Raw genomic sequence first — 23191 nt, forward strand, 5'->3', positions numbered from 1 at the left:
CTATCCAAGCGAAACGGTGATCCCCGGGGCGGGGGTCGCCGCAAGGCCGACGCATCCTTTCGTCAAGCCGCGGCGCGTCCCGTTTCTTGACCGCCCCGCCCGCCGGCGGCGTAGTCCGACTTCACGGACGATCCGTCTTCGCGCTGGACGGCGCGGCGGTTCAGCTTGAACAAGCTGACCAGTTGCGCAAGGGCGTCGGCGCCCTGCGCCAGCGTGCTGCTGATGGCCGTCGTCCGGGCGCTCATGGCAGCGTTCTGCTGCGTCATCTGGTCGAGCCGGTTGACGGCCTTGCTGATGTCGTTGAGACCTGTCGTCTGTTCGTCGGCAGCCTTGGCGATGTTGTCGACATTGCCGTCGATATCCTTCACCAGCACGTCGATTTGCTTCAGTGCCTCGCCGGTCTTGCCGACCAGTCTCACGCCTTCCAGAACGCCCGCACCCGAGTTGTTGATCAGCGTCTTGATTTCCTTTGCAGCGTTTGCGGAGCGTTGGGCAAGCTCGCGCACTTCCTGAGCGACAACGGCAAATCCCTTGCCCGCATCGCCTGCACGTGCCGCCTCCACACCTGCGTTGAGCGCCAGGAGATTCGTCTGGAATGCGATCTCGTCGATGACGCCGATGATCTGGCTGATCTCGCGCGAGGCAGTCTCGATGCGCTGCATGGCATCGACCGTCTGCTGGACGACCTCCGTCGATGCGGCTGTCGATGCCCGCGCCCTCTGGACGAGCTGGCGCGTCTCCTTCGTGTTCTCTGTCGACGAGTGGACAGTCCGGGTGATCTCGCCGAGAGCCACGGAAGTCTCCTCGAGGGCCGCTGCCTGCTCGCGGGAGCGCTCAGCCAGAAGCTCGGAGGCCTCGCGGACTTCCCGGCTGCTTCTGCTGAGGTCTCCTGTCTGGCCCAGCACGTTGACCAGCGTCTTTTGAAACTCGCCGATCGACTTGTTGAAATCCCTTCGCAGCCTTTCGAATTCGCCGACGAACGGCTGGTCCAGCGTGATGCGGATATTGCATTGAGAAAGCCGTTCCAGCGCCGCGCCGAGCTCTTCTACCGCATGCATCCGTTCTGTCACGTCGAGCGCGAACTTGACGACTTTGCACACCCTTCCCTTCTCGTCGATGATCGGATTGTAGGATGCCTGGATGAAGACGCGCCTACCGCCCTTTGCGAGCCTCATGAACTGCCCGGTGGAAAACCGCCCCGCCCGAAGCTCTTCCCAGAATTCGCGATATTCCCGCGAAAGTGCATATCCCTCCTCGCAGAACATCGAGTGATGCTGACCGACGATTTCCTCCGCGTCGTAGCCGAGCGCTGCCAGGAAGTTCTCGTTGGCCCGAAGAATCCTTCCATCGGGACTGAATTCGATCATGGCTTGCGCCCGCGAAAGCGCTTCCAGCTTGCCTTCGTCCTCGACGCTCTTGCGCTTGATCGCGGTTATGTCCGTGGCGATCTTGACCACCTTGTAGGGCTTGCCGCGGCGGAAGACGGGATTGTACGAAGCCTCGATCCAGATCTCCTGGCCGTTCTTCGCCCGGCGCTGGTACTGGCACTGGTCATATTCGCCGCGCGCCAGCTTTGCCCAGAACGCCCTGTATTCAGGCGAAGCGGCTTCGTCCGCAAGCACGAACATGCTGTGGTGACGGCCGACGATCTCGGACCGCTGATAGCCCAATGCCCTACAGAAATTGTCATTCGCCGTCAGGATGTTGCCCGCCAGATCGAACTCGATGATGGCCTGCGACCGGCTCAGGGCCTCAAGCACGGCTAAGGCATCCAGGCCGAAATTCGGAAAGCGAGACATTTTCTTTGGACTCCCACGATAACGAGCGTCTCGGTCGGGGCACCTTCGAGGAAGAGGCATGGCCGCGCGCTGCAGACAAACTAGTGGGACACCGTTAATTAGCGATTAAGTATATCCTTCAATCCCCTATGTCGGGTTGAGCGGCATTGGCGGGGGCGGTACGGCTGGCCCCCACGCTCACCGCAATCAGGGATTGGCGACGCGGAAAGTGTCGCAGTCCTGGACGCGGCCGCTGTCGAAGCCGCGCTTGAACCAGCGCATGCGCTGTTCGGCCGTGCCGTGGTTGAAGCTTTCCGGCACGACATAGCCCTGCATGCGTTTCTGGATAGTGTCGTCGCCGATCTGCACGGCGGCGTTCAGCGCCTCCTGCAGATCGCCGGTCTCCAGCAGCCCCTTCTGCTCGGTATACTTGCCCCAGATGCCGGCATAGCAATCGGCCTGCAGCTCGACGCGGATCGACATCTGGTTGGCCTCGGCTTCGCTCATGCTCTGCCGGGCGCGGTTGAACTGCGGCAGGACGCCGGTCAGGTTCTGGACGTGATGGCCGACCTCGTGGGCGACGACGTAGGCCTGGGCGAAATCACCGGCCGCATCGAAGCGGTTGGCCAGTTCGTCGAAGAAGCTCATGTCCAGATAGACCTTGCGGTCGCCGGGGCAGTAGAACGGTCCGGAAGCCGCCGAAGCGAAGCCGCAGGCGGACTGGATGCTGCCGGAAAACAGCACGAGCTTCGGCTCCTGATAGTTTTCGCCGCTGGCTTGGAAGATGCCGTTCCAGACGTCCTCGGTCTCGGCAAGGACCGTCGCCATGAACTGCTTGGTCTCCTCCTGGGCCGGCGAGTTGGAGCGCGTGGCGCTTTCGGTCTGTTCGAAGCCCGGCAGGTTCGCCTGGCCGCCGCCCTGACCCAGCACCTGCAGCAGGTCGATCCCCATCATCTTGAGGACGAAATAGATCACGACGAGGAAGATGATCGTGCCGATGCTCAGGCCGCCGCCGGCCCGGCGCGGCCCGCCGCCCATCGGAATACGGAAGCCGCCGCCACGGCCGAAGCCGCCCGGCCCGCCCGCACCGCGCTGATCCTCGACGTTGCTGGACTGACGGCGTCCCTTCCACTCCATGACCGTTCCCTCGGTTGCGCGAGCAAAACTGCTGATCGGCGGTTTCGTTCCTTTGGCTTAGTTATAGAGCGGAGAAGCCGCGTTGCAATCGGATTGAACGACGTCATCGGCGATGTCCGTACCACGGTTCATCACCGCCGCAATCTCGAGAATGGTCGTCAGCCTTCGCCGCTCTCACCATCGCAGGCATAACCGTCCAAGCAACGCGCCGAGACTTGCCAGAATGGCAATGGCAAGCGGGTACCAGACGGCAACGAAGAGCGGGGAATCGTCAGGGCAATGGGCGGCATAGAAGGTTGCGGCGATCCCGCCCGCCAGAAGCCCCGTCACCGCGCCTGCCGCAGTCGCGTTGACAGGCGCGCCGTGCCGCATGGCGAGGAGCAACACGACAAGGGGAATGCCCCCGATGAGGGGAACAAAGGTCAGGCACACGGTGCTGTTGGTCCCGACCAGCCGGGCAGTCCAGTTGGTCGACGGCACTGCGACCAACTCCAGCAGCACGGAGAAGGCTAGCAGAAAGGGCGCCACCAGCATGCCGGAAAGCGCCGCCCGCAAGTCTCCGCCCGGCCGCGAGACCGCGACGGCGAGCCTGTAAGCGGCAACGGCCAGCGCGATCGTGAAGACGAATTTAAACACGAAGCGCACTGTGGAAAGCGCCTCCTGGGCATCAGGGCGCGGCCCGAGCAGCACGAAAAACACGCCCGCGGCCACGAGCACCGCGGCTGCGACCGCTGCTATCCAGGCACGCCCCAACGGCAAGCCTGGACGCCGCGTATCGGCGGCAAGCGCCTTGATGAGTTCGTTCGTCTCCATTCTCATGTCCTTCCGAACCGCTTGGCGATCGCCGCCAGCCCACGGTGCAGCGCGACCCGCACAGCCGTCTCCTTCATCCCAAGGTCCCGCGCCGTCTCCTGGATCGAACTCCCCTCGATCGAGACCGCCGTCACCACCGATCGCTGACCGGGCGTCAACACCTCCAGCGCCCGGTCGATCTCCCAGCCCTGCGGTACCTCGACCTGCATGGCCTCGATCTCCTCCAGGGCCGGACTGTCGGCGAGCGGCAGACGGCCGTGGCGGCGAATGGCATCGATCAGCTTGTGGTTGGCTATGGCGAAGATCCAGGGTCTGACCGGTTCGCCACTACGCCAGGTGTGCCGTTTCAGGTGAATGGCAAGCAAAGTTTCCTGAACGACATCTTCCACGTCGAGGGTTCCATGCCTGACTTTCCGCCTGAGCCACGTCCGCAACAGCTTCGCCACCGCATCGAGAAACGCGACATAGGCGCGCTCATCGCCCTCGATCGCCGCGATCAGCATCTGCTCCAGAATGCGCTCCTCCCCTTTCTCCAAGCTGCTTCTCCTGTCTGTTCGTCCGGGAGGTTCGTTTCGTTACAGGTCGCGCACGATATTTGCCCTTGGCCGTCCCCGGCAATCACGAAGTCGTGTTCACCGGCAGTGTAACGCAAGCCGGCCCCGAACGAAAAAGCCGATGTGCGTCATGTGGCGCATCGAAGCAAAACGCTCTGGAGACTGAGACATGACAACACGTTCAGCAGTAAGCGCCGCGGTTCTGGCAGGCGCCGTCGCATCGGCACTTTCCTCCCTGGCACTCGCCGGCCCCCTGACGGAAGCCGACGTCAAGGCCGCTATGGATGGCGGCAAGGAGAAGTGCTTCGGCGTCGCGATGAAGGGGCAGAACGATTGCGCCGCTGGCCCCGGCACGACCTGCCAGGGCACCTCGACCGTCGATTATCAGGGCAATGCCTGGAAGTTCGTGGACGGCGGAACCTGCGCGACAATGCAACTGCCTGATGGCCGCAAGGGCTCGATGGAGCCGCTCGACCGCGACATTCCGGCCTGATCCAAGCGCATTGAAAGCGGAGGGAATGATGATGAGACCGAACGTCATTGCGGCCGGGCATCGCGCCCTTCGCTTTCCCCGCCACTGTATCGGCGGCATGGCGGGAACGAGCTTCAAGCACGAGCATCTGCCCGCAATCCTTGAGGAGGGCGTCCGGCGTGGTTTCTTCGAGGTCCATGCGGAAAACTACATGGGAGAAGGCGGCCCACCGCATCGCGCCCTGACCCGCATCCGCCAGGATTATCCCGTCTCCATCCATGGCGTATGCATGTCGATCGGCGGCCCGCAGCCCCTGGACAAGCAGCACCTCGCGCGCTTCAAGACGCTGATCGAACGCTACGAACCGGCGCTCGTTTCCGAGCACCTCGCCTGGTCCACGCACGAAACCACCTATTTCAACGACCTGCTGCCGCTGCCCTACAACGCAGCCACGATGCAGCACGTGGCCGATCACATCGACGAGGTGCAGGAGACGATCGGCCGGCAGATCCTGCTGGAAAACCCTTCCAGCTATCTGACCTTCACCGAATCGACGATGACCGAGACCGCATTCATCCGGGAGCTGGCGAGACGGACCGGCTGCGGCCTGCTGCTCGACGTCAACAATGTCTTCGTCTCGGCCACCAACCTCGGGACGTCGGCGCTCGGCTACCTCGCAGACTACCCGCTCGAATTCGTCCGGGAGATCCATCTCGCCGGGCACGCGGTCCAGAGCGACGAGAACGGCGAGCCCCTGCTGATCGACAGCCACGACGGCCCGGTCTGCGATGCGGTCTGGGCGCTGTACGAAACGGTTTTGGCCAGGACCGGACCGATCGCCACACTCGTCGAATGGGACAGCGCCATACCGGACTGGCCAACGCTGACGCAGGAGGCCGCCGCCGCGCAGGCGATCCTGGACCGCACTGTCTCTTCCGACCGGAGGATACGCCGTGCGGCCGTCTAACCTGAAGATCTCCGTGGACAGCGAGGCTGCACCCTATGCCGCGGATTTTGCCGGGCGCCTGCTCGATCCCGAAAGGCCTGCCCCGCCGGGCGTCACCGCCCCGGCCGGCAGTGCGGCGGCGCGGCGGTTCGGCATCTATCGCAACAACGTCACCGTCAGCCTGATCGAGGCGCTGGCGGCCGTCTTTCCGGCAACCCTGCGGATCACCGGGCCGGAATTCTTCCGGGCGATGGCCCGCTTTCACATCCGCGCAACGCCGCCGACCTCCCCGTTGCTCTTCGAGTACGGCCGCGACTTCCCGGCCTTCATCGAGCAGTACCCGCACGCCCGATCCATGCCATGGCTTGCCGATGTCGCGCGGATAGAGCGCGCCTGGCTGGATGCTTATCACGCCGCCGACGAGGCCGTTCTTGCCCCGGAATCGCTGGCCTGCGCCGCGCCGGAGGCGCTGGCGACGAGCCGTTTTGTCGCGCATCCGGCAACCCGCCTTCTCGCCTCGGATTATCCGGCATTCAGCATCTTTTCAGCCAACCGCGGGGACGCACCGGTCGGGCGGATTGAGACCAAGGAACCGGAATGGACGCTTCTGACCCGTCCGCACCTCGGCGTCGAGGTTCGCAAGGTTTCGCCCGACGCGGCGAAGATGATCGCAAGCCTGATGGACGGCGTTCCGCTCGGGCGCGCGGCCGACGACACACTGGCCGCCTTTCCGAGTTTTGACCTGTCAGCCGCGATCGCCGGCTTCATCGAGGCCGGCGCCTTCCGCGGCTTCTCAGCCTACGGAGCACACGATGAAACATGAACCGACGCCGACGCAATCATCACCCGCGGGCCTCTCGGGAACCTTTGGACGGGCCTATGCGGGCATCGCCCATCTCGCCCCGCCGTCACTGGCACAGTTCGCCCTCCGGCTCGCGCTGGCGGTGCCCTTCTGGCGCTCCGGCATCAACAAATGGGACGGCTTCCTGCAACTGAATGACGTGGCGATCCTGCTTTTTTCGACCGAGTTCCGCTTGCACCTGCCAGGGGGGCCGTACCCCTACCCGTTTCCCGCGACCGTCGCCTTCGCATCCGGCATGGCGGAAATCGTCCTACCGGTTCTGCTGGTTCTTGGCCTTGCCTCCCGCGCGGCGGCACTCGCACTGTTGGCCATGACCCTCGTCATACAGCTGACCGTGCCGGATGGATGGCCGGTCCATGTGACATGGGCTGCGATGGCGCTCGCAATCATGGCGTGGGGGCCCGGCCGCTGGTCGATCGACCAGTTCGCCGGGATCGACCGTCTCGCATGTCGGCATTCGCCTTGAATCGCGCCGGTTTCACACCCGGAAAGCGACGAGCGCCGGGCCGGGGAGCAAAAGCGGTGCGGCGGTGTGACGCCGGCGCGCCGTTGTCTCTCAGGATTTCTGTTTAATCAGCCATTTTCGGGGTTTCGCTTGGCCCGGCATTTGCCTATAAGCCGCTTCTAGCCTTTTAAGACCATGCCTTCAGCGCCCCGGCCGGTGAACCTCCCACCCTGGCCGGTTTTTCGCGCAGGCAAGAAAACGGATAGAGCCATGCCCAAGCGCCAAGACATCAAATCGATCCTCATTATCGGCGCGGGGCCGATCGTCATCGGCCAGGCCTGCGAATTCGACTATTCCGGCACGCAAGCCTGCAAGGCGCTGAAGGAAGAAGGTTACCGGGTCATCCTGGTCAACTCCAACCCGGCGACGATCATGACCGACCCGGGCCTGGCAGACGCCACCTACATCGAGCCCATCACGCCCGAAGTCGTCGCCAAGATCATCGCCAAGGAGCGCCCCGACGCGCTTTTGCCGACCATGGGCGGCCAGACGGCGCTGAACACCGCGCTTTCGCTGAAGCGCATGGGCGTGCTGGAGCGCTACAACGTCGAGATGATCGGCGCCAAGCCGGAGGCGATCGACAAGGCCGAGGACCGCGCGCTGTTCCGCGAGGCCATGGCCAAGATCGGACTGGAGACGCCGAAGTCGCTGCTGGCCAACGCCACCGAGATCAAGGACGCCGACCGCAAGAAGCACGAGGCCGAGCGCGCCAAGCTCAAGGCAGAGCTTTCCGGCGACGCACTCGACAAGGCGCTGGACGAGCTGGAAAACCAGTGGAACCTCGGGGAGACCGACCGCAAGCAGCGCTACATGAGCCACGCCATGGCCGTCGGCGCGCAGGCGCTCGACGAGATCGGCCTTCCCGCCATCATCCGCCCCTCCTTCACGCTGGGCGGCACCGGCGGCGGCATCGCCTACAACCGCTCGGAGTTCTTCGAGATCGTCAATTCCGGCCTCGATGCCTCGCCGACGACCGAAGTCCTGATCGAGGAAAGCGTCCTCGGCTGGAAGGAATACGAGATGGAAGTGGTCCGCGACACCGCGGACAACTGCATCATCATCTGCTCGATCGAGAACATCGACCCGATGGGCGTGCACACCGGCGACTCGATCACCGTGGCGCCGGCGCTGACCTTGACCGACAAGGAATACCAGATCATGCGCAACGCCTCGATCGCGGTGCTGCGCGAGATCGGGGTGGAAACCGGTGGCTCGAACGTCCAGTTCGCCGTCAATCCCGAAAACGGCCGCCTCGTCGTTATCGAGATGAACCCGCGCGTATCGCGCTCGTCCGCGCTGGCTTCCAAGGCAACCGGCTTCCCGATCGCCAAGATCGCCGCCAAGCTCGCGATCGGCTACACGCTGGACGAGTTGGAGAACGACATCACCGGCGGTGCGACCCCGGCCTCTTTCGAGCCGTCGATCGACTACGTGGTGACCAAGATCCCGCGCTTCGCCTTCGAGAAATTCCCCGGCGCCGAGCCGACGCTGACGACGGCGATGAAGTCGGTCGGCGAGGTCATGGCGATCGGCCGCACCTTCGCCGAATCGCTGCAGAAGGCGCTGCGGGGTCTCGAGACCGGCCTGACCGGCCTCGACGAGATCGAGATCCCCGGCTACGAAAACGGCGACGGCAAGAATGCGGTGCGCGCGGCGATCTCCACGCCGACGCCGGACCGGCTGCGCATGGTCGCCCAAGCGCTTCGCATGGGCTTCACGCCGGAAGAGGTGCATGAGGGCTCGAAGATCGACCCCTGGTTCATCGCCCAGTTCAAGACGATCGTCGACATGGAGGCCCGCATTCGCGAGCACGGCCTGCCGGAAGATGCCCAGAACCTGCGCATGCTGAAGGCGATGGGCTTTTCCGACGCCCGGCTTGCGACGCTCTCGGGCAAGCGGCCAAAGGAAGTGGCCGAGCTGCGCAACGCGCTCGACGTCCGGCCCGTGTTCAAGCGCATCGACACCTGTGCGGCCGAATTCGCCTCGCCGACCGCCTATATGTACTCGACCTACGAGCAGCCCTTTGCCGGACAGACCCGTTCGGAAGCGGGCATCTCCGACAAGAAGAAGGTCGTCATCCTCGGCGGCGGCCCGAACCGCATCGGCCAGGGCATCGAGTTCGACTACTGCTGCTGCCATGCAGCCTTCGCGCTGAAGGACGCCGGCTATGAGGCGATCATGGTCAACTGCAACCCGGAGACGGTTTCCACCGACTACGACACCTCCGACCGCCTCTACTTCGAGCCGCTGACGGCCGAGGACGTGATCGAGATCCTGAAAGCCGAGCAGACGAACGGCACGCTCGTCGGCGTCATCGTCCAGTTCGGCGGCCAGACGCCGCTGAAACTCGCAGAAGCGCTGGAAAAGAACGGCATCCCGATCCTCGGCACCGCCCCCGACGCGATCGACCTCGCCGAGGACCGCGACCGCTTCCAGAAGCTGCTTCAGAAGCTGGACCTCGCCCAGCCGAACAACGGCATCGCCTATTCGGTCGAACAGGCCCGCCTCGTCGCCGCCGAGATCGGCTTTCCGCTGGTCGTGCGCCCGTCCTACGTGCTCGGCGGTCGCGCCATGCAGATCATCCATTCCGAATCGATGCTGCAGACCTACCTGCTCGACACCGTCCCCGGGCTGGTGCCGGAGGACATCAAGCAGCGCTACCCGAACGACAAGACCGGCCAGATCAACACACTGCTCGGCAAGAACCCGCTTCTGTTCGACAGCTACCTGACCAACGCGGTCGAGGTGGACGTCGACGCGCTCTGCGACGGCGAGAGCGTCTTCGTCTCCGGTATCATGGAGCACATCGAGGAAGCCGGCATCCATTCGGGCGACAGTGCCTGCTCGCTGCCGGTCCGCACGCTTTCCTCTGATATCGTCGACGAACTGGAACGCCAGACCAGGGCGCTGGCGAAGGCGCTCAACGTCGGCGGCCTGATGAACGTTCAGTACGCCATCAAGGACGGCACGATCTACGTGCTCGAAGTCAACCCGCGCGCCTCGCGCACCGTGCCCTTCGTCGCCAAGACCATCGGCGCGCCGATCGCCAAGATCGCCGCCCGCGTCATGGCCGGCGAGAAGCTGGACGTCGCGATCGCGGCCTATGGCGAAAAGCCCGATCCGCGCAACTTGAAGCACATTGCCGTCAAGGAAGCCGTCTTCCCGTTCGCACGCTTCCCCGGCGTCGACACGCTGCTCGGACCGGAAATGCGCTCCACCGGCGAGGTCATGGGCCTCGACACCAATTTCGCGCTGGCCTTTGCCAAGTCGCAGCTCGGCGCCAATGTCGACCTGCCGCGCGACGGCACGGTGTTCGTCTCCATCCGCGACGAGGACAAGGACCGCGTGCTGCCGGCGATCCGCACCCTGGTCGGGATCGGTTTCAAGGTCATGGCCACCTCCGGCACCGCCCGCTTCCTCGGCGAGCACGGCATCGAGGCCACCAAGATCAACAAGGTTCAGGAAGGTCGTCCGCACATCGAGGATGCCATCCGCAACCGTCAGGTCCAGCTCGTCATCAACACAACCGACGGCACCAAGGCGATCTCGGATTCAAAGTCGCTGCGCCGCGCCGCGCTGATGCAGAAGGTGCCCTACTATACGACGATGGCGGGGGCTGCCGCTGCCGCCGAGGCGATCAAGGCGCTCAAGGAAGGCCAGCTCGAGGTCCATCCGCTGCAGAGCTACTTCGCCTGACAGCGATATGGACGGGCGCTTTCGGCGCCTTTCCCCTAAATGATGCCGAACCGCTCGCGGCCGAAAGGTCGCGAGCGTTTTTTCTCGACAGCCACCGATTAGTTTGCCGGCAAGACCCTTAAGCGGCCGCTCCTCCGCCTTTCAGGCTCGGAGTCGCCCTTCGGATGATGCCGCAAGGATGCCGGCAAGCCATCTCTCAGGCCGACCTGAGGCCTTCAAGGTCACCGTTTTCGAGGAATGCCAGGTGTGCTTCGATTTTGTCCAGCGGCCAATCCCACCAGGCAATGTCGAGAAGCTCATCGATGATCTCGGCAGGATAGCGCATCCGAATGATGGCGGCAGGGTTTCCTCCGACAACTGCGTAGGGCGGGACGTCGCGGGTAACGACCGATCTTGCGGCGACGATCGCACCCGAGCCGATTTGCACCCCCGGCATGATCGCGGCGTCATGACCAATCCATACGTCATTGCCGACCACCGTGTCCTTCACCGGCAGGTCCTTGTAGCCGAAGGTCTCCTGCTTGAAGATCCGGAACGGATAGGTGGTGAAGCCCTTCATCGGATGATTGGCTGAACTTGTGATGAAGTAGCTTCCCCGGGCAATCTGCACAAATTTTCCGATGACCAGCCGCTCACGGACGCCATGCCCCAGATAGGGCGCGAGTATTCTTGCGGTGTCATCGGGCTCTCCTGAGTGCGTGTAATAGCTGTATTCGCCGATTTCCATTCGCGGATGATCAACAACGTTTTTCAGGTAGACCGTATCGCCATACAGCGTGCCGTCCGGGAGCGTGATTGGATGGGTTGCTTCAGCGTTTAGGATAGGCATGAAGATCACCTTCAAAATGATACAAGCGAGATTATGCGCCCGAGGCTATTCGTCTGGAGCGGTCGCATCCATTGCGTCGCTCAAATGTGTCCGTGAATATTTTGAATGAGCATGGCTACGGCAAGCGGAAGATGCTGCCGTATCAAAATGCGAATGCATGACTTTGGCTCTTGCGGCCAGGCCAGGCAAAAGCCAAAACTCCCCGTCCGGCAAGGGCGACGCGCCTCGCACGCTTCTTTTGCCATGCGGCCGCTTGCCAAATCCCGGCAGCGGCTAAGATCGCCTTCAGGGGCACGGAGAAACTGCATGGAGTCGACACCGAAAGACGCGGGTCACTGCCTCGCCGGCCGGCGGGAATGGGTCGGCCTCGGCGTGCTGTCGATCGCCTGCCTGATCTATTCGATGGATCTCTCCATCCTGTTCCTCGCCACGCCTGCGATAGTCGCCGACCTCGATCCGTCCGCATCGCAACTGCTCTGGATCAACGACATCTACGGCTTCATGGTCGCGGGCTTCCTGGTCACCATGGGGACACTGGGAGACCGGATCGGCCGCCGGCGTGTGCTCCTGATCGGCGCCTTCGCCTTCGGGGTGGCCTCGGCACTTGCGGCCTTCTCCTCCACCGCGCAGCAGCTCATCGTGTCGCGCGCGCTGCTCGGCATCGCCGGTGCCACGATAGCGCCCTCGACCCTGTCGCTGATCGTCAACCTTTTCAAGAACGAAGCCGAGCGCAACCGCGCCATCGGCGTCTGGGGAACGGCGTTTTCGCTGGGCGGCCTCATCGGTCCGCTGCTGGGCGGCTTCCTGCTTCAGCATTTCCATTGGGGGGCGGTGTTTCTCATCAATATCCCCGTGATGCTGGTCCTGCTGCTCGTCGCGCCGCGGCTTCTGCCGGAATACAAGAGCCCCGACGGCGCCCGCCTTGACTTGGCGAGCGTGCTGCTGTCGCTCGCAACCGTTCTGCCGATAATCTACGGGCTGAAGCATATGGCAGCCGACGGTTTCGAATTCCGGCACCTGCTGCCGATCGCAGCCGGGATCTTTGTCGGGTGGCTGTTCATCCGCCGCCAGCAGACCCTGTCCCATCCGCTGATCGACCTGAAACTCTTCCGCATCCCGGCCTTCACCGCCTCGCTGCTGGTCAACCTCGCCGGCATGTTCTTCGTCTTCGGCGTCTTTCTCTACCAGAACCTGTTTCTGCAGTTCGTGCTCGGTCTCTCCCCGCTGGAAGCCGCACTCTGGTCCGTGCCGTCGTCGATCGTCTTCACGGTGATGTCGCTGCAGGCATACCGCTTTACCAATCGCTTCGGGCCGGTCAGGACCGTCCTTCTGGGGCTGGTCGTCAATGCGGTGGGGACGCTTACGATGGCGGTCGCCGCCTGGTTCGAGAACATCTACGGCGTGCTCGGCTCGACGATGATCATCGCCGTCGGCTTCGTGCCCGTCGTGTTGACGACCACGGGGCTGATCGTCGGCACCGCCCCGCCGGAGCGATCCGGCTCGGCCTCCGCGATCTCGGAGACCAGCGCCGAATTCGGCGGCGCCCTCGGCGTTGCCCTGCTCGGAAGCTTCGGCACGCTGATCTACCGTTGGCTGATGGACGGCGTGGATGTCGCAGGCCTCGATCCCGTCCAGATGGCGGCGGTGAAGACAACGATCGGCGGTGCAGTCGAGACAGCAAGGACGCTGGGCGTCGACGTGCTCGGGCAAGCTGCCGTGCCCGCCTGGCTGGAGGCAGCACGCCAGTCCTTCTCCAACGGCTTTGCCTTGAGCTGCCTGCTGGCCTCCGCCACCCTGCTCGCCCTCGCCGCGGTTGCACGCGAGATCTACGCCCGCGCGCATATCGACGAGAAGGCCATTGCCGCGGCGCATTGACGGATGGTGAGGGCCGATGCCGCGAGGGGCGGTTCTTGGCCCCGAAGCTGCCATTGGGACGATCTCGCGAGAAACCGATTGGCTAGATCAGTTCTCAAACTCTCTTGAGAGCAGCAAGGTCGCCGGTTTCAAGGAAGGCCAAGTTCGCCTCGATTTTTTCAACGGGCCAATCCCACCAGGCAATATGGAGAAGCTCGCTAATTATCTCGGTGGGATAGCGCATGCGAATGATCGTGGCCGGGTTTCCACCAACAACGGCATAAGGTGGAACGTTGCGAGCAACCACCGAGGCAGCAGCGACGATCGCGCCTGAGCCGATTTGCACACCCGGCATGATTGCTGCGTTATGGCCGATCCATACATCGTGCCCGACCACCGTATCTCTCACTGGCAGGTCTTTGTAGCCGAAGGTCTCGGGTTTGAAGATGCGGAATGGATAGGTTGTGAAGCCCGTCATCGGATGATTGGCTGAACTTGTGATGAAATAACTTCCTCGAGCGATCTGGACAAATTTTCCGATTACCAGCCGCTCGCGAACGCCATGACCCAGATAGGGCGCGAGTATTTCGGCAGTCTCCTCTGGTTTTCCAGAGTGAGTGAAATAGCTGTATTCGCCGATCTCCATGCGCGGATGACTGACAACGTTCTTCAGGTAGACAGTGTCGCGATATAGGGTTCCGTCTGGAAGAGTGATTGGGTGAGTTGCATTCGCGTCAAGAAAAGGCATTAAGAATACCGTTCAAAAAATAGCCAGCGCAGTTGGTCGACCGATCCTAGTTCCCACGGGAGAGGGAATACATCGCACAACCAAAATGCTCTCATGAATAGTTTGAATGGCAATGTTGATTGACGCTTTCAGGTCGCATACCCAAGGAGTTCAACCCGCCAGACGTCCCCGGCAGCCGGCCGCAGGTAATTCTCCTATAATCGAGACTTCATATTACTCCCTGATCTCGATTCCGGCTTCATGCGCCGCGGCGATGAACGCAAATCTGGCTTCCTCGGCCGTCTTCTTGCCTTTCATCGCCGCCTCGATGACCAGCAGGGCCCGGTCGAGCGCCTCGCCCTCTTCAAGCGGCCAATCCTCTATGAGCGCCCACGAGGCCTGCTGAATGTTGGTTATGGTCGTGAACTTGCCCGGCGCTTCCAGCGCCAGGGTCACACTCTTGTTCCAGTTATTGCTCACGGATTGGTCTCCAGGATACGATCTGGCGAGCTCATAGCATCGATCGACGCGCATGATGAGAGGGTATCGGGAACAGCTGCTGGCCGGGCGATCGGCACAATACCGAGGGGGCTGTCGTCATATCGCCGCAGCCAGCCTGCCGACCTCTCCCATGTCGCGATGGAAGCGCTCCACCTCCTCCGCCCTCTTCCCCTCATCCGGAATGCGCAACAGGTAGGACGGGTGCACGGTGACGAACAGCATCCGCCCGCCCTTCATCGCGATCGGCTCGCCGCGGATGTCGGCGAGCTTGTGTCGGGTCTCCGTCAGGGCGGACAGTGCCGTCGCACCCATCGCCACCACCAGCTTTGGCTGTACCAGCTCGATCTCGCGCGACAGCCAGAACCGGCAGTGCTGCACCTCGCCGGTGTTCGGGCGCTGATGGATGCGGCGCTTGCCGCGCAGTTCGTATTTGAAATGCTTCACCGCATTGGTGAGGTAGAGGCCCGCCCGGTCGATCCCCGCAGCCGCAAGTGCCGCGTCGAACACCTTGCCCGCTGGGCCGACGAAGGGGCGGCCGGCAAGGTCCTCCATGTCGCCCGGCTGTTCGCCGACGATCATCACCGCCGCGTCCTGCGGTCCTTCGCCAAAGACGGTTTGCGTCGCGGGCGCATGCAGCGGGCAGCGCGTACAGGCCATCGCCTCAGCGTTGAGCGCGGCGAGTGTTCCGGCTGGAGCAGCCGCCTGCCCGGGCGCCCGCGCGGCCGCCTCGCGGATACGGTGATGATAGGGCTGCGGCTCGGTCGCAGCCTTCCGTGCCATCTCCAGCATCCTGGCTTCGGCATTCGCGATCATGCCCGGTATCAGGGCCGCCTCCGGCAGGTTGCGCCAGTATTTCTTCGGCATCTCCGCCTGCATCGCCTTCACCTTCAGGCGCGCCGGATTGAAGATGCTGGCATAGTAGGTGCGCCAGAGCTCGTCGGCATCGTCGGCAAGGTCGGGCTTGACGCGGGGCACGGCATCGAGCTGAAGCAGATCTCCGTCCCAGGACGCCGCCCCCTTCGGCGTGGCAATCAGCCAGTCCATGTCGGTAAAGCGGCGCTGGAAGAACGGCGCCACGCGTGCGACGATGTGGTGGTCCGGCTCGAACCATGCCGCAAAGCGGCGCCGCCCGCCGGGCGACGATGCCCCTGGCACCTCCTTGAAGCGCACGAAGGCAATCATCTTGTGCGCATCGCGGCGCACGCTCTTGGCCATCAGCTGTGCGCGTGCGACCTCCGCGTCGGAGGCAAGCTCCAGCAGACGCCGATCTGCCTGCAGCCGCCACAACAGCCGGTACAACACTGCGTAGCGCGCCGGGTCGGAATGGCAGATCACAGCCTGCGCCAGTTCGATGAAGCCTTTCGGAACGGTCGGCTGCAAAACTCCGGCCGCAGGCCCGGGTGGGCTTATCGCCCCGTCCACTCCGTCGAAGTCGAAACCGTTCTCCCCCTGCCGGTCGCGCCATTCGACCTGTCCCGGCGCCACGCCGCTTGCCAGAAGTCCGCGCGCTGCCTCGCGCCATTCGTCGAAATCACCGCAGCCGTCGAGCACGACCCTGCGCATCAGAGCAGCGTCAGCTGCTGCGGCTTGGGCGCAAACATGGCCTCGAGGTCCGGCCGCTCGATGAGCCGCCGCGGCGTCCACCCCTCGGCGGTGATGAAGGCCTGGACCTTGCGGATGGAAACGCCAAGCCGGGCGAGGTCGTCCAGCCGCAACCGCCGCAGACGGCGCACGGACAGAATGGATTTCACCGTCTTCGTGCCGAGGCCGGGCACGCGCAGCAGCCTTTCCCGCTCGGCACGATTGACGTCGACGGGGAACTCGGCGCGGTTGCCGAGCGCCCAGGCCAGCTTCGGGTCCAGATCAAGGTCGAGCATGCCGTCCGGCCGACTGGCCGTGATCTCCCCTATGCCGAAGCCGTAGAAGCGGTAGAGCCAGTCGGCCTGATAGAGCCGATGCTCGCGCATCAGGGGCGGCTTGACCAGCGGCAGGCTCTTTGAACTGTCGGGGATCGGGCTGAAGGCGGAATAGTAGACGCGCTTCAGGCCATAGCTCGCGTACAGCCGGCCGCTGGCCGAAAGGATGGTCGCGTCGCTGGCTCCGTCTGCGCCCACGATCATCTGCGTGCTCTGCCCGGCCGGCACGAAGCGCCGGCGCCGCTTCGTCACCAATGTCGGCTCGGCCGCTTCCTCGATCTTCAGCCGCAGATCGCCCATCGCCCGGCGGATGCCCTCCGGCCGTTTCTCCGGCGCCAGTCGGGCAATTCCTGTGTCCGTCGGCAGCTCGATGTTCAGCGAGAGCCTGTCCGCATGCAGCCCCGCCTCCTCGATCAGTTGCGGCGAAGCCTCTGGAATGGTCTTCAGATGGATGTAGCCGCGAAAATTGTGCGTCACGCGCAGGTCGCGGGCGATGCGCACCATCTGTTCCATCGTGTGATCGGACGAGCGGATGATGCCGGAGGATAGAAACAGCCCCTCGATGTAGTTGCGCCGGTAGAACTCCAGCGTCAGCCACACCACCTCCTCCGGCGTGAACCGGGCACGCTCGACATTGCTGGACGAGCGGTTGATGCAATAGGCGCAGTCGTAGATGCAGAAATTCGTCAGCAGGATCTTCAAGAGCGAGATGCAGCGGCCGTCGGGCGCATAGGCGTGGCAGATGCCAGATCCCTCCGTCGAGCCAAGCCCGCCGCTGGCGGCGGAATCGCGCCTGACCGTGCCGCTGGAAGCGCAAGAGGCATCGTATTTCGCCGCATCGGAAAGAATGGCCAAACGTTCGCGAAGGGTCTTTCTCATTCCAATGTTCACTATATGTTCCGAAATGCTGTGTCAAGATTTGTCGTTTGCGCCCTCGTTTTCTCCCGCAGGAGACGCCGAAGATCCGGCACACAACTTGCGTGGTGCGAATTGTCTGGCAATCGCTCATGACGATCTGCTATAACCACCGAAGTTAGATCTGAACATGGTTCCGAAGTTTTCCTTCGGGACCTGTTTTGTTTTGTGTCTGCCACAAGGCGGACACGGCGAAAGGACAAAGGAAAATGGTCGAAAAGGTACCGATGACTCAGGGCGGTTTCGTCAAGCTGCAGGAAGAACTGCGCTGGCGCCAGCAGGAGGAGCGCCCGCGAATCATCGAGGCAATTTCCGAAGCGCGCGCCCATGGCGACCTTTCGGAGAATGCCGAATACCATGCCGCCAAGGAAGCGCAGAGCCACAACGAGGGCCGGATCACCGAGCTCGAGGACCTGGTGGCGCGCGCCGAGGTGATCGACCTCTCCAAGATGTCCGGCGACACGGTCAAGTTCGGCGCCAAGGTGAAGCTTGTCGACGAGGACACCGAGGAAGAGAAGGTCTACCAGATCGTCGGCGACCAGGAAGCCGACGTGAAGGCCGGCCGAATCTCGATCTCGTCCCCGATCGCGCGTGCGCTGATCGGCAAGGAAGTCGGCGAATCGATCGAGGTCAACGCGCCCGGCGGCTCCAAGGCCTACGAGATCCTCTCGATCAGCTGGGGCTGATGCCGTCAGCATGACAGGCAGGCTGCCAGACAACGAAGGCGGCGTCGACATTGCCGATGTCGACGCCATCGCGCCCAATTTCAAGCGCCGCCTTTCCGGCGTCACCTCTACGATCATCCAGCTGGTGCCGATGCAGCGCGCGCTCGGCCAGCGCGTCGCCACGCTCGGTCCCGGTCTGCCGCGCGACCTGCCGCACATCCGTTTCCGCGACCTGGTTTCGCTCTGGCGCCTTCCTGCCGGCCGCAGCCATCGCGTCTGGCATGCGCGCCGCAACACCGAAATGCTGCCGGGCATCCTGCTGCGCGACGTGCTGCGCATGCCGCTGAAGCTTCTCTTCACCTCTGCCGCCCAGCGCCGCCACAGCCGCTATACGAAGTTCCTGATTGGCCGCATGGACGCGGTGATCGCAACCAACAGCCGCTCCGGCTCCTATCTCGAGGTACCGCACACCGTCATCCAGCACGGCGTCGATCTGGAGCGCTTTCATCCGCCGCAGGGTGCCGGAGACACGATCGAGGCTGCGGGGCTTCCGGGGAAATATCTGGTCGGCTGCTTCGGCCGTGTGCGGCACCAGAAGGGCACCGACCTGTTCGTTCGCGCGATGATCGAGCTCTTGCCGCTCCATCCGGAATGGACGGCCGTCATTTCCGGCCGCATCACCCCGGAACACAAGGGTTTTGCCGACGACCTGAAGGCGCAGATCGCCGCCGCCGGCCTGTCGGCCCGCATCGTCTTTCTCGGCGAGGTCGACGACATCAAGCCCTGGTACCGGCGATTGACGCTCTACGTGGCGCCCTCCCGCAACGAAGGCTTCGGCCTCACCCCCCTCGAGGCCATGGCCTCCCAGACGGCCGTCGTCACCTCCGATGCCGGCGCCTATGCGGAAATGACCATCGAAGGGGTGACCGGCGCGGTGGTCCCGGCAGGCGACGGCGCCGCCATGACGAACGCGATCGGCCGCTACATGGCCGCCCCGGATGCGACGCTTGCAGCGGGGCGCAGGGCGCTGGACCACGTGCGCGCCAACTTTGCCCTCGAAAAGGAAGCCCGCGCCATCGGGGAAGTCTACCGGCAGCTGCTGTCCTGAGGGGCTGCGGTCAGACGCCGGTTCGTACCAGCCGGTCGTCATAGGCGATTGCGATGTCGGCCAGCGCCGAGACGGGCGAGAAATTCGAAAACCCGATGCCCTGCTCTTCGGCCACGGCCTTCGCCAGAGCGATGTGCCCGAGAATGCGGCCTTCGGCATCGGCCACGCCGGAAAATGCCGATGTGCCCCTCTCTTCGTAGAAACGCGGCTGCCTGGCGTTGCGGATATCGATGCCGACGAAGCCGATCATCATCGGGCGCAACGCCACGGCGAACTGCAGCACTGATACGGCCACCGATCCGCCCTGGAACACGCCGCGATCGGGCGCAAGCGAAAAGCCGTACTCGCCGGTCGGGTCCAGCCGCACGAAATCCAGCCCGCTGATCTGTGCGGCCGTGCGGCGCGGCAGACCGTAGGGCTTGCGAATGTCGTTGATCAGCACCACACGCTTGTCGGCGAGCCAGCCGCGATCGTGCTCGCAGATCGCGCGCAGGACGGCGACCGAGAACAGGCAGGCCTGGCCGGCCGCGATCTTCTCCCGCATCAGCTCGAAATGCCGGTAGACGAAGCGCTCGTCCTCAACGGCAACGGCGAGCGGCGCGGCGACCGGGCCGCCGGCGAGATGAATGGCGCCGTTCAGGAGGATCGCACCGCCCGGATCGAGGCGGGAGAGGTCGCCGTCGGCGACGGACGGCCCCGAGCCGACGATATGGATCCACGCACGCGAACCATCGAGAAGAATGTCCGTCCCCTCCAGCCCGACCACCGGCTGGCCGCGATAGTTAACCACCCGCTTGCCGTCGATCGAAAGGCCCGGGAACCAGTCCTGCGCATGGGCGAGGTTCCGGCCGAGAAAAAGCCGGGCGCCGAGCTTGATCAGCGAGCGGGAGAGCGGGCGGTCGGTACGCGCCATCGCCTCAGATCTCCACCAGCCCGAGCTTCTTGACCTGGCGGATGGTCAGCATGGTGCGAACGGTGTCGACATGTTCGTTTGCAGTCAGCACCTCGATCACGAAGTCCTGGAACCGGGTCAGGTTCTCGGCCACGCAATGCAGCAGGAAGTCGCTGTCGCCGGAAACCATCCATGCCTGGCGGACCAGCGGCCATTCGGCGGTGGCCGCGGCAAACGCCTTCAGATTTGCCTCCGACTGGTGCTTGAGCCCGACCATGCAGAAGGCCACCAGGTCGAAGCCGAGCGCCGGCGCGTTCAGCATCGCATGATAGCCCTCGATGATGCCTGCCTCCTCCAGCTTGCGGACCCGCCGCAGGCAGGGCGGCGCGGAAATTCCGGCCTTGGCGGCCAGCTCCACATTGGTCATGCGGCCGTCGGCCTGAAGCTCCTTGAGTATCTTGATGTCGATTGCATCGAGTTCGGCGCGAAACACGGCTGATCTTCCCTGATTTTGTTTGGCAGGCGCATTACCAGAAACGGCGCGCTGACGTAAGATAATTGCGAGCTTAAGAACAAAAATGTCACGCCGGACGCCAAGTCTGTTGGCAATTGGTTCCGCGCCCTTGAATCTTGGGCCCCCGCACTCATAAATGAACGACAAAATTCTTCGGTCGCCCCGCATCATTGTTTGATGGCCGGGCGCGCAATGCCAGGGAGTGCAGCCATGTCTGCCCGTCACGTCAAAGTCCTGATCATCGGCTCCGGCCCGGCCGGCTACACGGCCGCCATCTACACGGCGCGCGCCATGCTGGAACCGGTCCTGATCGCCGGCATGGAACAGGGCGGCCAGCTCATGATCACCACCGACGTGGAGAACTATCCGGGCTACGCCGAGCCCGTTCAGGGACCCTGGATGATGGAGCAGATGCTCAAGCAGGCCCAGCACGTCGGCGCGGAGATCGTCAACGATCTCGTCACCGCCGTCGATCTGGACGTGCGCCCCTTCCGCGTCCACACCGACAGCGGCAAGGTCTGGACGGCCGATGCCCTGATCATCGCGACCGGCGCCAAGGCCAAGTGGCTCGGCATCGAAACCGAGCACAAGTTCCAGGGCTTCGGCGTTTCGGCCTGCGCCACCTGCGACGGCTTCTTCTATCGCAACAAGGATGTGATCGTCGTCGGCGGCGGCAATTCGGCCGTCGAGGAAGCGCTCTACCTGTCGAACCTGGCCAAGACCGTCACGGTCGTCCACCGCCGCGATGCCTTCCGCTCCGAAAAGATCCTGCAGGAGCGCCTGTTCGCCAAGGATAACGTAAAGGTGATCTGGGATCACGAGGTGATCGAGTATCTCGGCAGCGAGGCCAAGCCGCCGATGCCGGCTTCCGTCAACGGCGTCCGGCTGAAGAATACCAAGACCGGCGTTGTCACCGACATGCAGACCGACGGCGTATTCGTGGCAATCGGCCATGCGCCCGCGGTAGAACTTTTTGTCGGCAAGCTGAAGCAGAAGCCGAACGGCTATCTGTGGACCGCCGCCGATTCGACAGCGACCGACGTGCCCGGCGTCTTTGCCGCGGGCGACGTCACCGACGACATCTATCGCCAGGCCGTGACCGCGGCCGGCATGGGCTGCATGGCCGCGCTCGAGACGGAAAGGTATCTCGCCGGTCATATGCCTGTCGCAATTGCGGCCGAGTAGAAGCCGCCAATAACGCGAGGCGGGCCTCGTCCCGCACACGCGGGAGTGGGAACAGATTAATCAGCAACGGGCGGGAAACGGTCGGCGTTCCCCGCCTTGAAGATATGGGGGACGTAATGGCGCTCGACTGGGACAAGCTGCGGATATTTCATGCCGCAGCCGAGGCCGGTTCGTTCACACACGCAGCGGACAAGCTTCACCTGTCGCAATCCGCCATCAGCCGCCAGGTCAGCGCGCTGGAGCAGGATGTCGGCATCAAACTGTTCCATCGGCATGCCCGCGGGCTGATCCTGACAGAGCAGGGCGAAATCCTCTATCGCACCGCCCACGACGTGCTGATGAAGCTGGAGAGCGTCCGGGTCCAGCTGACCGAGACGACGGAAAAGCCGAGCGGCAAGCTGCGCATCACCACGACCGTCGGCCTCGGCCAGGGCTGGCTGACGGACAAGGTGCAGGAATTCCTGGCTCTCTATCCGGACATGCAGGTCCAGCTGATCCTCGACAACGAGGAACTGGACGTCAACATGCGCCACGCCGACTGCGCCATCCGCCTGCGCGAGCCGCAGCAGTCCGACCTGATCCAGCGCAAGCTGTTCACCGTGCACATGCACGTCTATGCAGCGCCGTCCTATATCAACCGATATGGCGAGCCACAGTCGATCGACGACCTCGACCACCACAAGATCATCACCTTCGGCGAACCGGCGCCGAACTACCTGCTCGACGTCAACTGGCTGCAGATCGCCGGGCGCGATTCGGACAACCCGCGCCCCTCCGTGCTGCAGATCAACAGCCTGACCTCGATCAAGCGGGCCTGCCTGCTCGGCATCGGCATCGCCATGCTGCCGGATTACATCGTCGGCCGCGATCCGGGCCTGCTGCAACTGGTGACGAACGCCGACATCCCGTCCTTCGACACCTACTTCTGCTACCCGCACGAGATGAAGAACGCCGCAAAGCTCAAGGTTTTCCGCGACTTCATCGTGTCGAAAGCGCGCAACTGGAACTTCTGACGGTCGAAGCCGCGGCACCGGCCACGTTGGTTAGCAGGCGCCCGGTCGCTTCATGCTTCGGGGTGCATGCGCTTGGCTCGGCAAAAAGAAGCGCCGCGGACGCCTTTTCCTTGCGCGGGCGCGACCCTCCCCGCGCGAGGATGATAAAACAGCCCTGTGCAATCGGCCCGCTCGCAATAAAATCGATTAAATCCATCGATTCCGAAGCGATTTCGTCGGGCGCGCAGCTTTAAAGGCAGACCTGCACTCAGGACATGGCTGACATGCACATTAAATGATTGCCCGCTGCCCAAAAAACCAGCATACAGC

The 23191-nt window shown here is 63.5% G+C and carries 21 protein-coding genes; 10 read left to right on the forward strand and 11 right to left on the reverse strand.

Going from position 1 to position 23191, the window contains the following annotated elements; all coding sequences use genetic code 11:
* Positions 1–62: 62 nt before the first annotated feature.
* The 4 genes from CRO48_RS23710 to CRO48_RS23725 all read right to left on the reverse strand — a co-directional run bounded on the left by CRO48_RS23710 (position 63) and on the right by CRO48_RS23725 (position 4264).
* Positions 63–1799, reverse strand: a complete 1737-nt coding sequence (locus CRO48_RS23710; RefSeq protein WP_097142241.1) for a methyl-accepting chemotaxis protein — start codon at positions 1797–1799, stop codon at positions 63–65.
* A 186-nt stretch (positions 1800–1985) separates the two neighbouring features.
* Positions 1986–2915, reverse strand: a complete 930-nt coding sequence (gene ypfJ / locus CRO48_RS23715; RefSeq protein WP_097142242.1) for a KPN_02809 family neutral zinc metallopeptidase — start codon at positions 2913–2915, stop codon at positions 1986–1988.
* A 174-nt stretch (positions 2916–3089) separates the two neighbouring features.
* Complete coding sequence (locus CRO48_RS23720; RefSeq protein WP_097142243.1) at positions 3090–3728, reverse strand: NrsF family protein; 639 nt, start codon at positions 3726–3728, stop codon at positions 3090–3092.
* 2 nt (positions 3729–3730) lie between these two features.
* The gene (locus CRO48_RS23725) at positions 3731–4264 is read right to left on the reverse strand and encodes a sigma-70 family RNA polymerase sigma factor (RefSeq protein WP_407071950.1); all 534 of its coding nucleotides are present in this window, start codon (positions 4262–4264) and stop codon (positions 3731–3733) included.
* A gap of 187 nt (positions 4265–4451) precedes the next feature.
* On the opposite strand from CRO48_RS23725, the gene CRO48_RS23730 reads away from it, so the two are divergent.
* From CRO48_RS23730 to carB, 5 genes are all read left to right on the forward strand, one after another.
* Entirely contained in the window at positions 4452–4775 is a 324-nt protein-coding gene (locus CRO48_RS23730) for a BufA1 family periplasmic bufferin-type metallophore (protein WP_097142244.1), read from the forward strand.
* Positions 4776–4803: 28 nt separating this feature from the next.
* On the forward strand, positions 4804–5721 hold the full coding sequence (gene bufB, locus CRO48_RS23735; RefSeq protein WP_245423642.1) for an MNIO family bufferin maturase: 918 nt from the start codon (positions 4804–4806) through the stop codon (positions 5719–5721).
* Positions 5708–6523, forward strand: a complete 816-nt coding sequence (locus tag CRO48_RS23740; RefSeq protein WP_097142246.1) for an HvfC/BufC N-terminal domain-containing protein — start codon at positions 5708–5710, stop codon at positions 6521–6523. The genes bufB and CRO48_RS23740 overlap by 14 nt, the downstream gene beginning before the upstream one ends.
* Positions 6513–7028: a DoxX family membrane protein gene (locus CRO48_RS23745; protein WP_097142247.1), complete on the forward strand. Its 516-nt coding sequence runs from the start codon at positions 6513–6515 to the stop codon at positions 7026–7028. The genes CRO48_RS23740 and CRO48_RS23745 overlap by 11 nt, the downstream gene beginning before the upstream one ends.
* 249 nt (positions 7029–7277) lie before the next feature.
* A complete protein-coding gene (gene carB, locus CRO48_RS23750) occupies positions 7278–10763 on the forward strand; it encodes a carbamoyl-phosphate synthase large subunit (RefSeq protein WP_097142248.1) in 3486 nt (1161 codons plus the stop codon).
* A 196-nt stretch (positions 10764–10959) separates the two neighbouring features.
* Here the strand turns inward: carB and CRO48_RS23755 are convergent, their stop codons facing one another.
* The gene (locus CRO48_RS23755) at positions 10960–11592 is read right to left on the reverse strand and encodes a CatB-related O-acetyltransferase (protein ID WP_097142313.1); all 633 of its coding nucleotides are present in this window, start codon (positions 11590–11592) and stop codon (positions 10960–10962) included.
* Between the two features lie 306 nt (positions 11593–11898).
* Here CRO48_RS23755 and CRO48_RS23760 point away from each other — a divergent pair, with 306 nt between their 5' ends.
* The gene (locus tag CRO48_RS23760; RefSeq protein ID WP_097142249.1) at positions 11899–13467 is read left to right on the forward strand and encodes an MFS transporter; all 1569 of its coding nucleotides are present in this window, start codon (positions 11899–11901) and stop codon (positions 13465–13467) included.
* 94 nt (positions 13468–13561) lie between these two features.
* Here CRO48_RS23760 and CRO48_RS23765 read toward each other — a convergent pair whose 3' ends face one another.
* The 4 genes from CRO48_RS23765 to CRO48_RS23780 all read right to left on the reverse strand — a co-directional run bounded on the left by CRO48_RS23765 (position 13562) and on the right by CRO48_RS23780 (position 17469).
* Positions 13562–14194, reverse strand: a complete 633-nt coding sequence (locus CRO48_RS23765; protein ID WP_097142250.1) for a CatB-related O-acetyltransferase — start codon at positions 14192–14194, stop codon at positions 13562–13564.
* A gap of 213 nt (positions 14195–14407) precedes the next feature.
* Entirely contained in the window at positions 14408–14653 is a 246-nt protein-coding gene (locus CRO48_RS23770) for a DUF982 domain-containing protein (protein WP_176526865.1), read from the reverse strand.
* A gap of 117 nt (positions 14654–14770) precedes the next feature.
* The gene (locus tag CRO48_RS23775) at positions 14771–16237 is read right to left on the reverse strand and encodes a UdgX family uracil-DNA binding protein (protein ID WP_097142252.1); all 1467 of its coding nucleotides are present in this window, start codon (positions 16235–16237) and stop codon (positions 14771–14773) included.
* Complete coding sequence (locus tag CRO48_RS23780; RefSeq protein ID WP_097142253.1) at positions 16237–17469, reverse strand: putative DNA modification/repair radical SAM protein; 1233 nt, start codon at positions 17467–17469, stop codon at positions 16237–16239. The genes CRO48_RS23775 and CRO48_RS23780 overlap by 1 nt, the downstream gene beginning before the upstream one ends.
* Before the next feature lie 245 nt (positions 17470–17714).
* On the opposite strand from CRO48_RS23780, the gene greA reads away from it, so the two are divergent.
* Positions 17715–18191: a transcription elongation factor GreA gene (greA, locus tag CRO48_RS23785; RefSeq protein ID WP_097142254.1), complete on the forward strand. Its 477-nt coding sequence runs from the start codon at positions 17715–17717 to the stop codon at positions 18189–18191.
* Positions 18192–18201: 10 nt separating this feature from the next.
* Positions 18202–19278 (forward strand): glycosyltransferase family 4 protein, encoded by a 1077-nt coding sequence (locus CRO48_RS23790; RefSeq protein ID WP_097142255.1) that lies wholly within the window; start codon positions 18202–18204, stop codon positions 19276–19278.
* 10 nt (positions 19279–19288) lie between these two features.
* Here CRO48_RS23790 and CRO48_RS23795 read toward each other — a convergent pair whose 3' ends face one another.
* Complete coding sequence (locus CRO48_RS23795; RefSeq protein WP_097142256.1) at positions 19289–20191, reverse strand: glycosyl transferase; 903 nt, start codon at positions 20189–20191, stop codon at positions 19289–19291.
* Between the two features lie 4 nt (positions 20192–20195).
* Positions 20196–20663 (reverse strand): Lrp/AsnC family transcriptional regulator, encoded by a 468-nt coding sequence (locus CRO48_RS23800; RefSeq protein ID WP_097142257.1) that lies wholly within the window; start codon positions 20661–20663, stop codon positions 20196–20198.
* A gap of 231 nt (positions 20664–20894) precedes the next feature.
* Between CRO48_RS23800 and trxB the strand changes: the two genes are divergently transcribed.
* Both trxB and CRO48_RS23810 read left to right on the forward strand, forming a co-directional pair.
* On the forward strand, positions 20895–21869 hold the full coding sequence (gene trxB, locus CRO48_RS23805) for a thioredoxin-disulfide reductase (protein ID WP_097142258.1): 975 nt from the start codon (positions 20895–20897) through the stop codon (positions 21867–21869).
* Between the two features lie 116 nt (positions 21870–21985).
* Positions 21986–22882, forward strand: a complete 897-nt coding sequence (locus CRO48_RS23810; RefSeq protein ID WP_097142259.1) for a LysR family transcriptional regulator VtlR — start codon at positions 21986–21988, stop codon at positions 22880–22882.
* Positions 22883–23191: the final 309 nt, after the last annotated feature.

This window comes from Rhizobium subbaraonis (genome assembly GCF_900220975.1).
GTDB lineage: Bacteria > Pseudomonadota > Alphaproteobacteria > Rhizobiales > Rhizobiaceae > Mycoplana > Mycoplana subbaraonis.

Bases quoted from the DNA above. Each gene is read 5' to 3' on its own strand.
- greA (WP_097142254.1), top strand. From the start codon at position 17,715: ATGGTCGAAAAGGTACCGATGACTCAGGGCGGTTTCGTCAAGCTGCAG.
- CRO48_RS23780 (WP_097142253.1), bottom strand. From the start codon at position 17,469: ATGAGAAAGACCCTTCGCGAACGTTTGGCCATTCTTTCCGATGCGGCG.
- CRO48_RS23790 (WP_097142255.1), top strand. From the start codon at position 18,202: ATGACAGGCAGGCTGCCAGACAACGAAGGCGGCGTCGACATTGCCGAT.
- trxB (WP_097142258.1), top strand. From the start codon at position 20,895: ATGTCTGCCCGTCACGTCAAAGTCCTGATCATCGGCTCCGGCCCGGCC.
- CRO48_RS23730 (WP_097142244.1), top strand. From the start codon at position 4,452: ATGACAACACGTTCAGCAGTAAGCGCCGCGGTTCTGGCAGGCGCCGTC.
- CRO48_RS23760 (WP_097142249.1), top strand. From the start codon at position 11,899: ATGGAGTCGACACCGAAAGACGCGGGTCACTGCCTCGCCGGCCGGCGG.
- CRO48_RS23775 (WP_097142252.1), bottom strand. From the start codon at position 16,237: ATGCGCAGGGTCGTGCTCGACGGCTGCGGTGATTTCGACGAATGGCGC.
- CRO48_RS23765 (WP_097142250.1), bottom strand. From the start codon at position 14,194: ATGCCTTTTCTTGACGCGAATGCAACTCACCCAATCACTCTTCCAGAC.
- ypfJ (WP_097142242.1), bottom strand. From the start codon at position 2,915: ATGGAGTGGAAGGGACGCCGTCAGTCCAGCAACGTCGAGGATCAGCGC.
- CRO48_RS23720 (WP_097142243.1), bottom strand. From the start codon at position 3,728: ATGGAGACGAACGAACTCATCAAGGCGCTTGCCGCCGATACGCGGCGT.
- CRO48_RS23755 (WP_097142313.1), bottom strand. From the start codon at position 11,592: ATGCCTATCCTAAACGCTGAAGCAACCCATCCAATCACGCTCCCGGAC.
- carB (WP_097142248.1), top strand. From the start codon at position 7,278: ATGCCCAAGCGCCAAGACATCAAATCGATCCTCATTATCGGCGCGGGG.
- CRO48_RS23745 (WP_097142247.1), top strand. From the start codon at position 6,513: ATGAAACATGAACCGACGCCGACGCAATCATCACCCGCGGGCCTCTCG.
- CRO48_RS23795 (WP_097142256.1), bottom strand. From the start codon at position 20,191: ATGGCGCGTACCGACCGCCCGCTCTCCCGCTCGCTGATCAAGCTCGGC.
- CRO48_RS23810 (WP_097142259.1), top strand. From the start codon at position 21,986: ATGGCGCTCGACTGGGACAAGCTGCGGATATTTCATGCCGCAGCCGAG.
- bufB (WP_245423642.1), top strand. From the start codon at position 4,804: ATGATGAGACCGAACGTCATTGCGGCCGGGCATCGCGCCCTTCGCTTT.
- CRO48_RS23710 (WP_097142241.1), bottom strand. From the start codon at position 1,799: ATGTCTCGCTTTCCGAATTTCGGCCTGGATGCCTTAGCCGTGCTTGAG.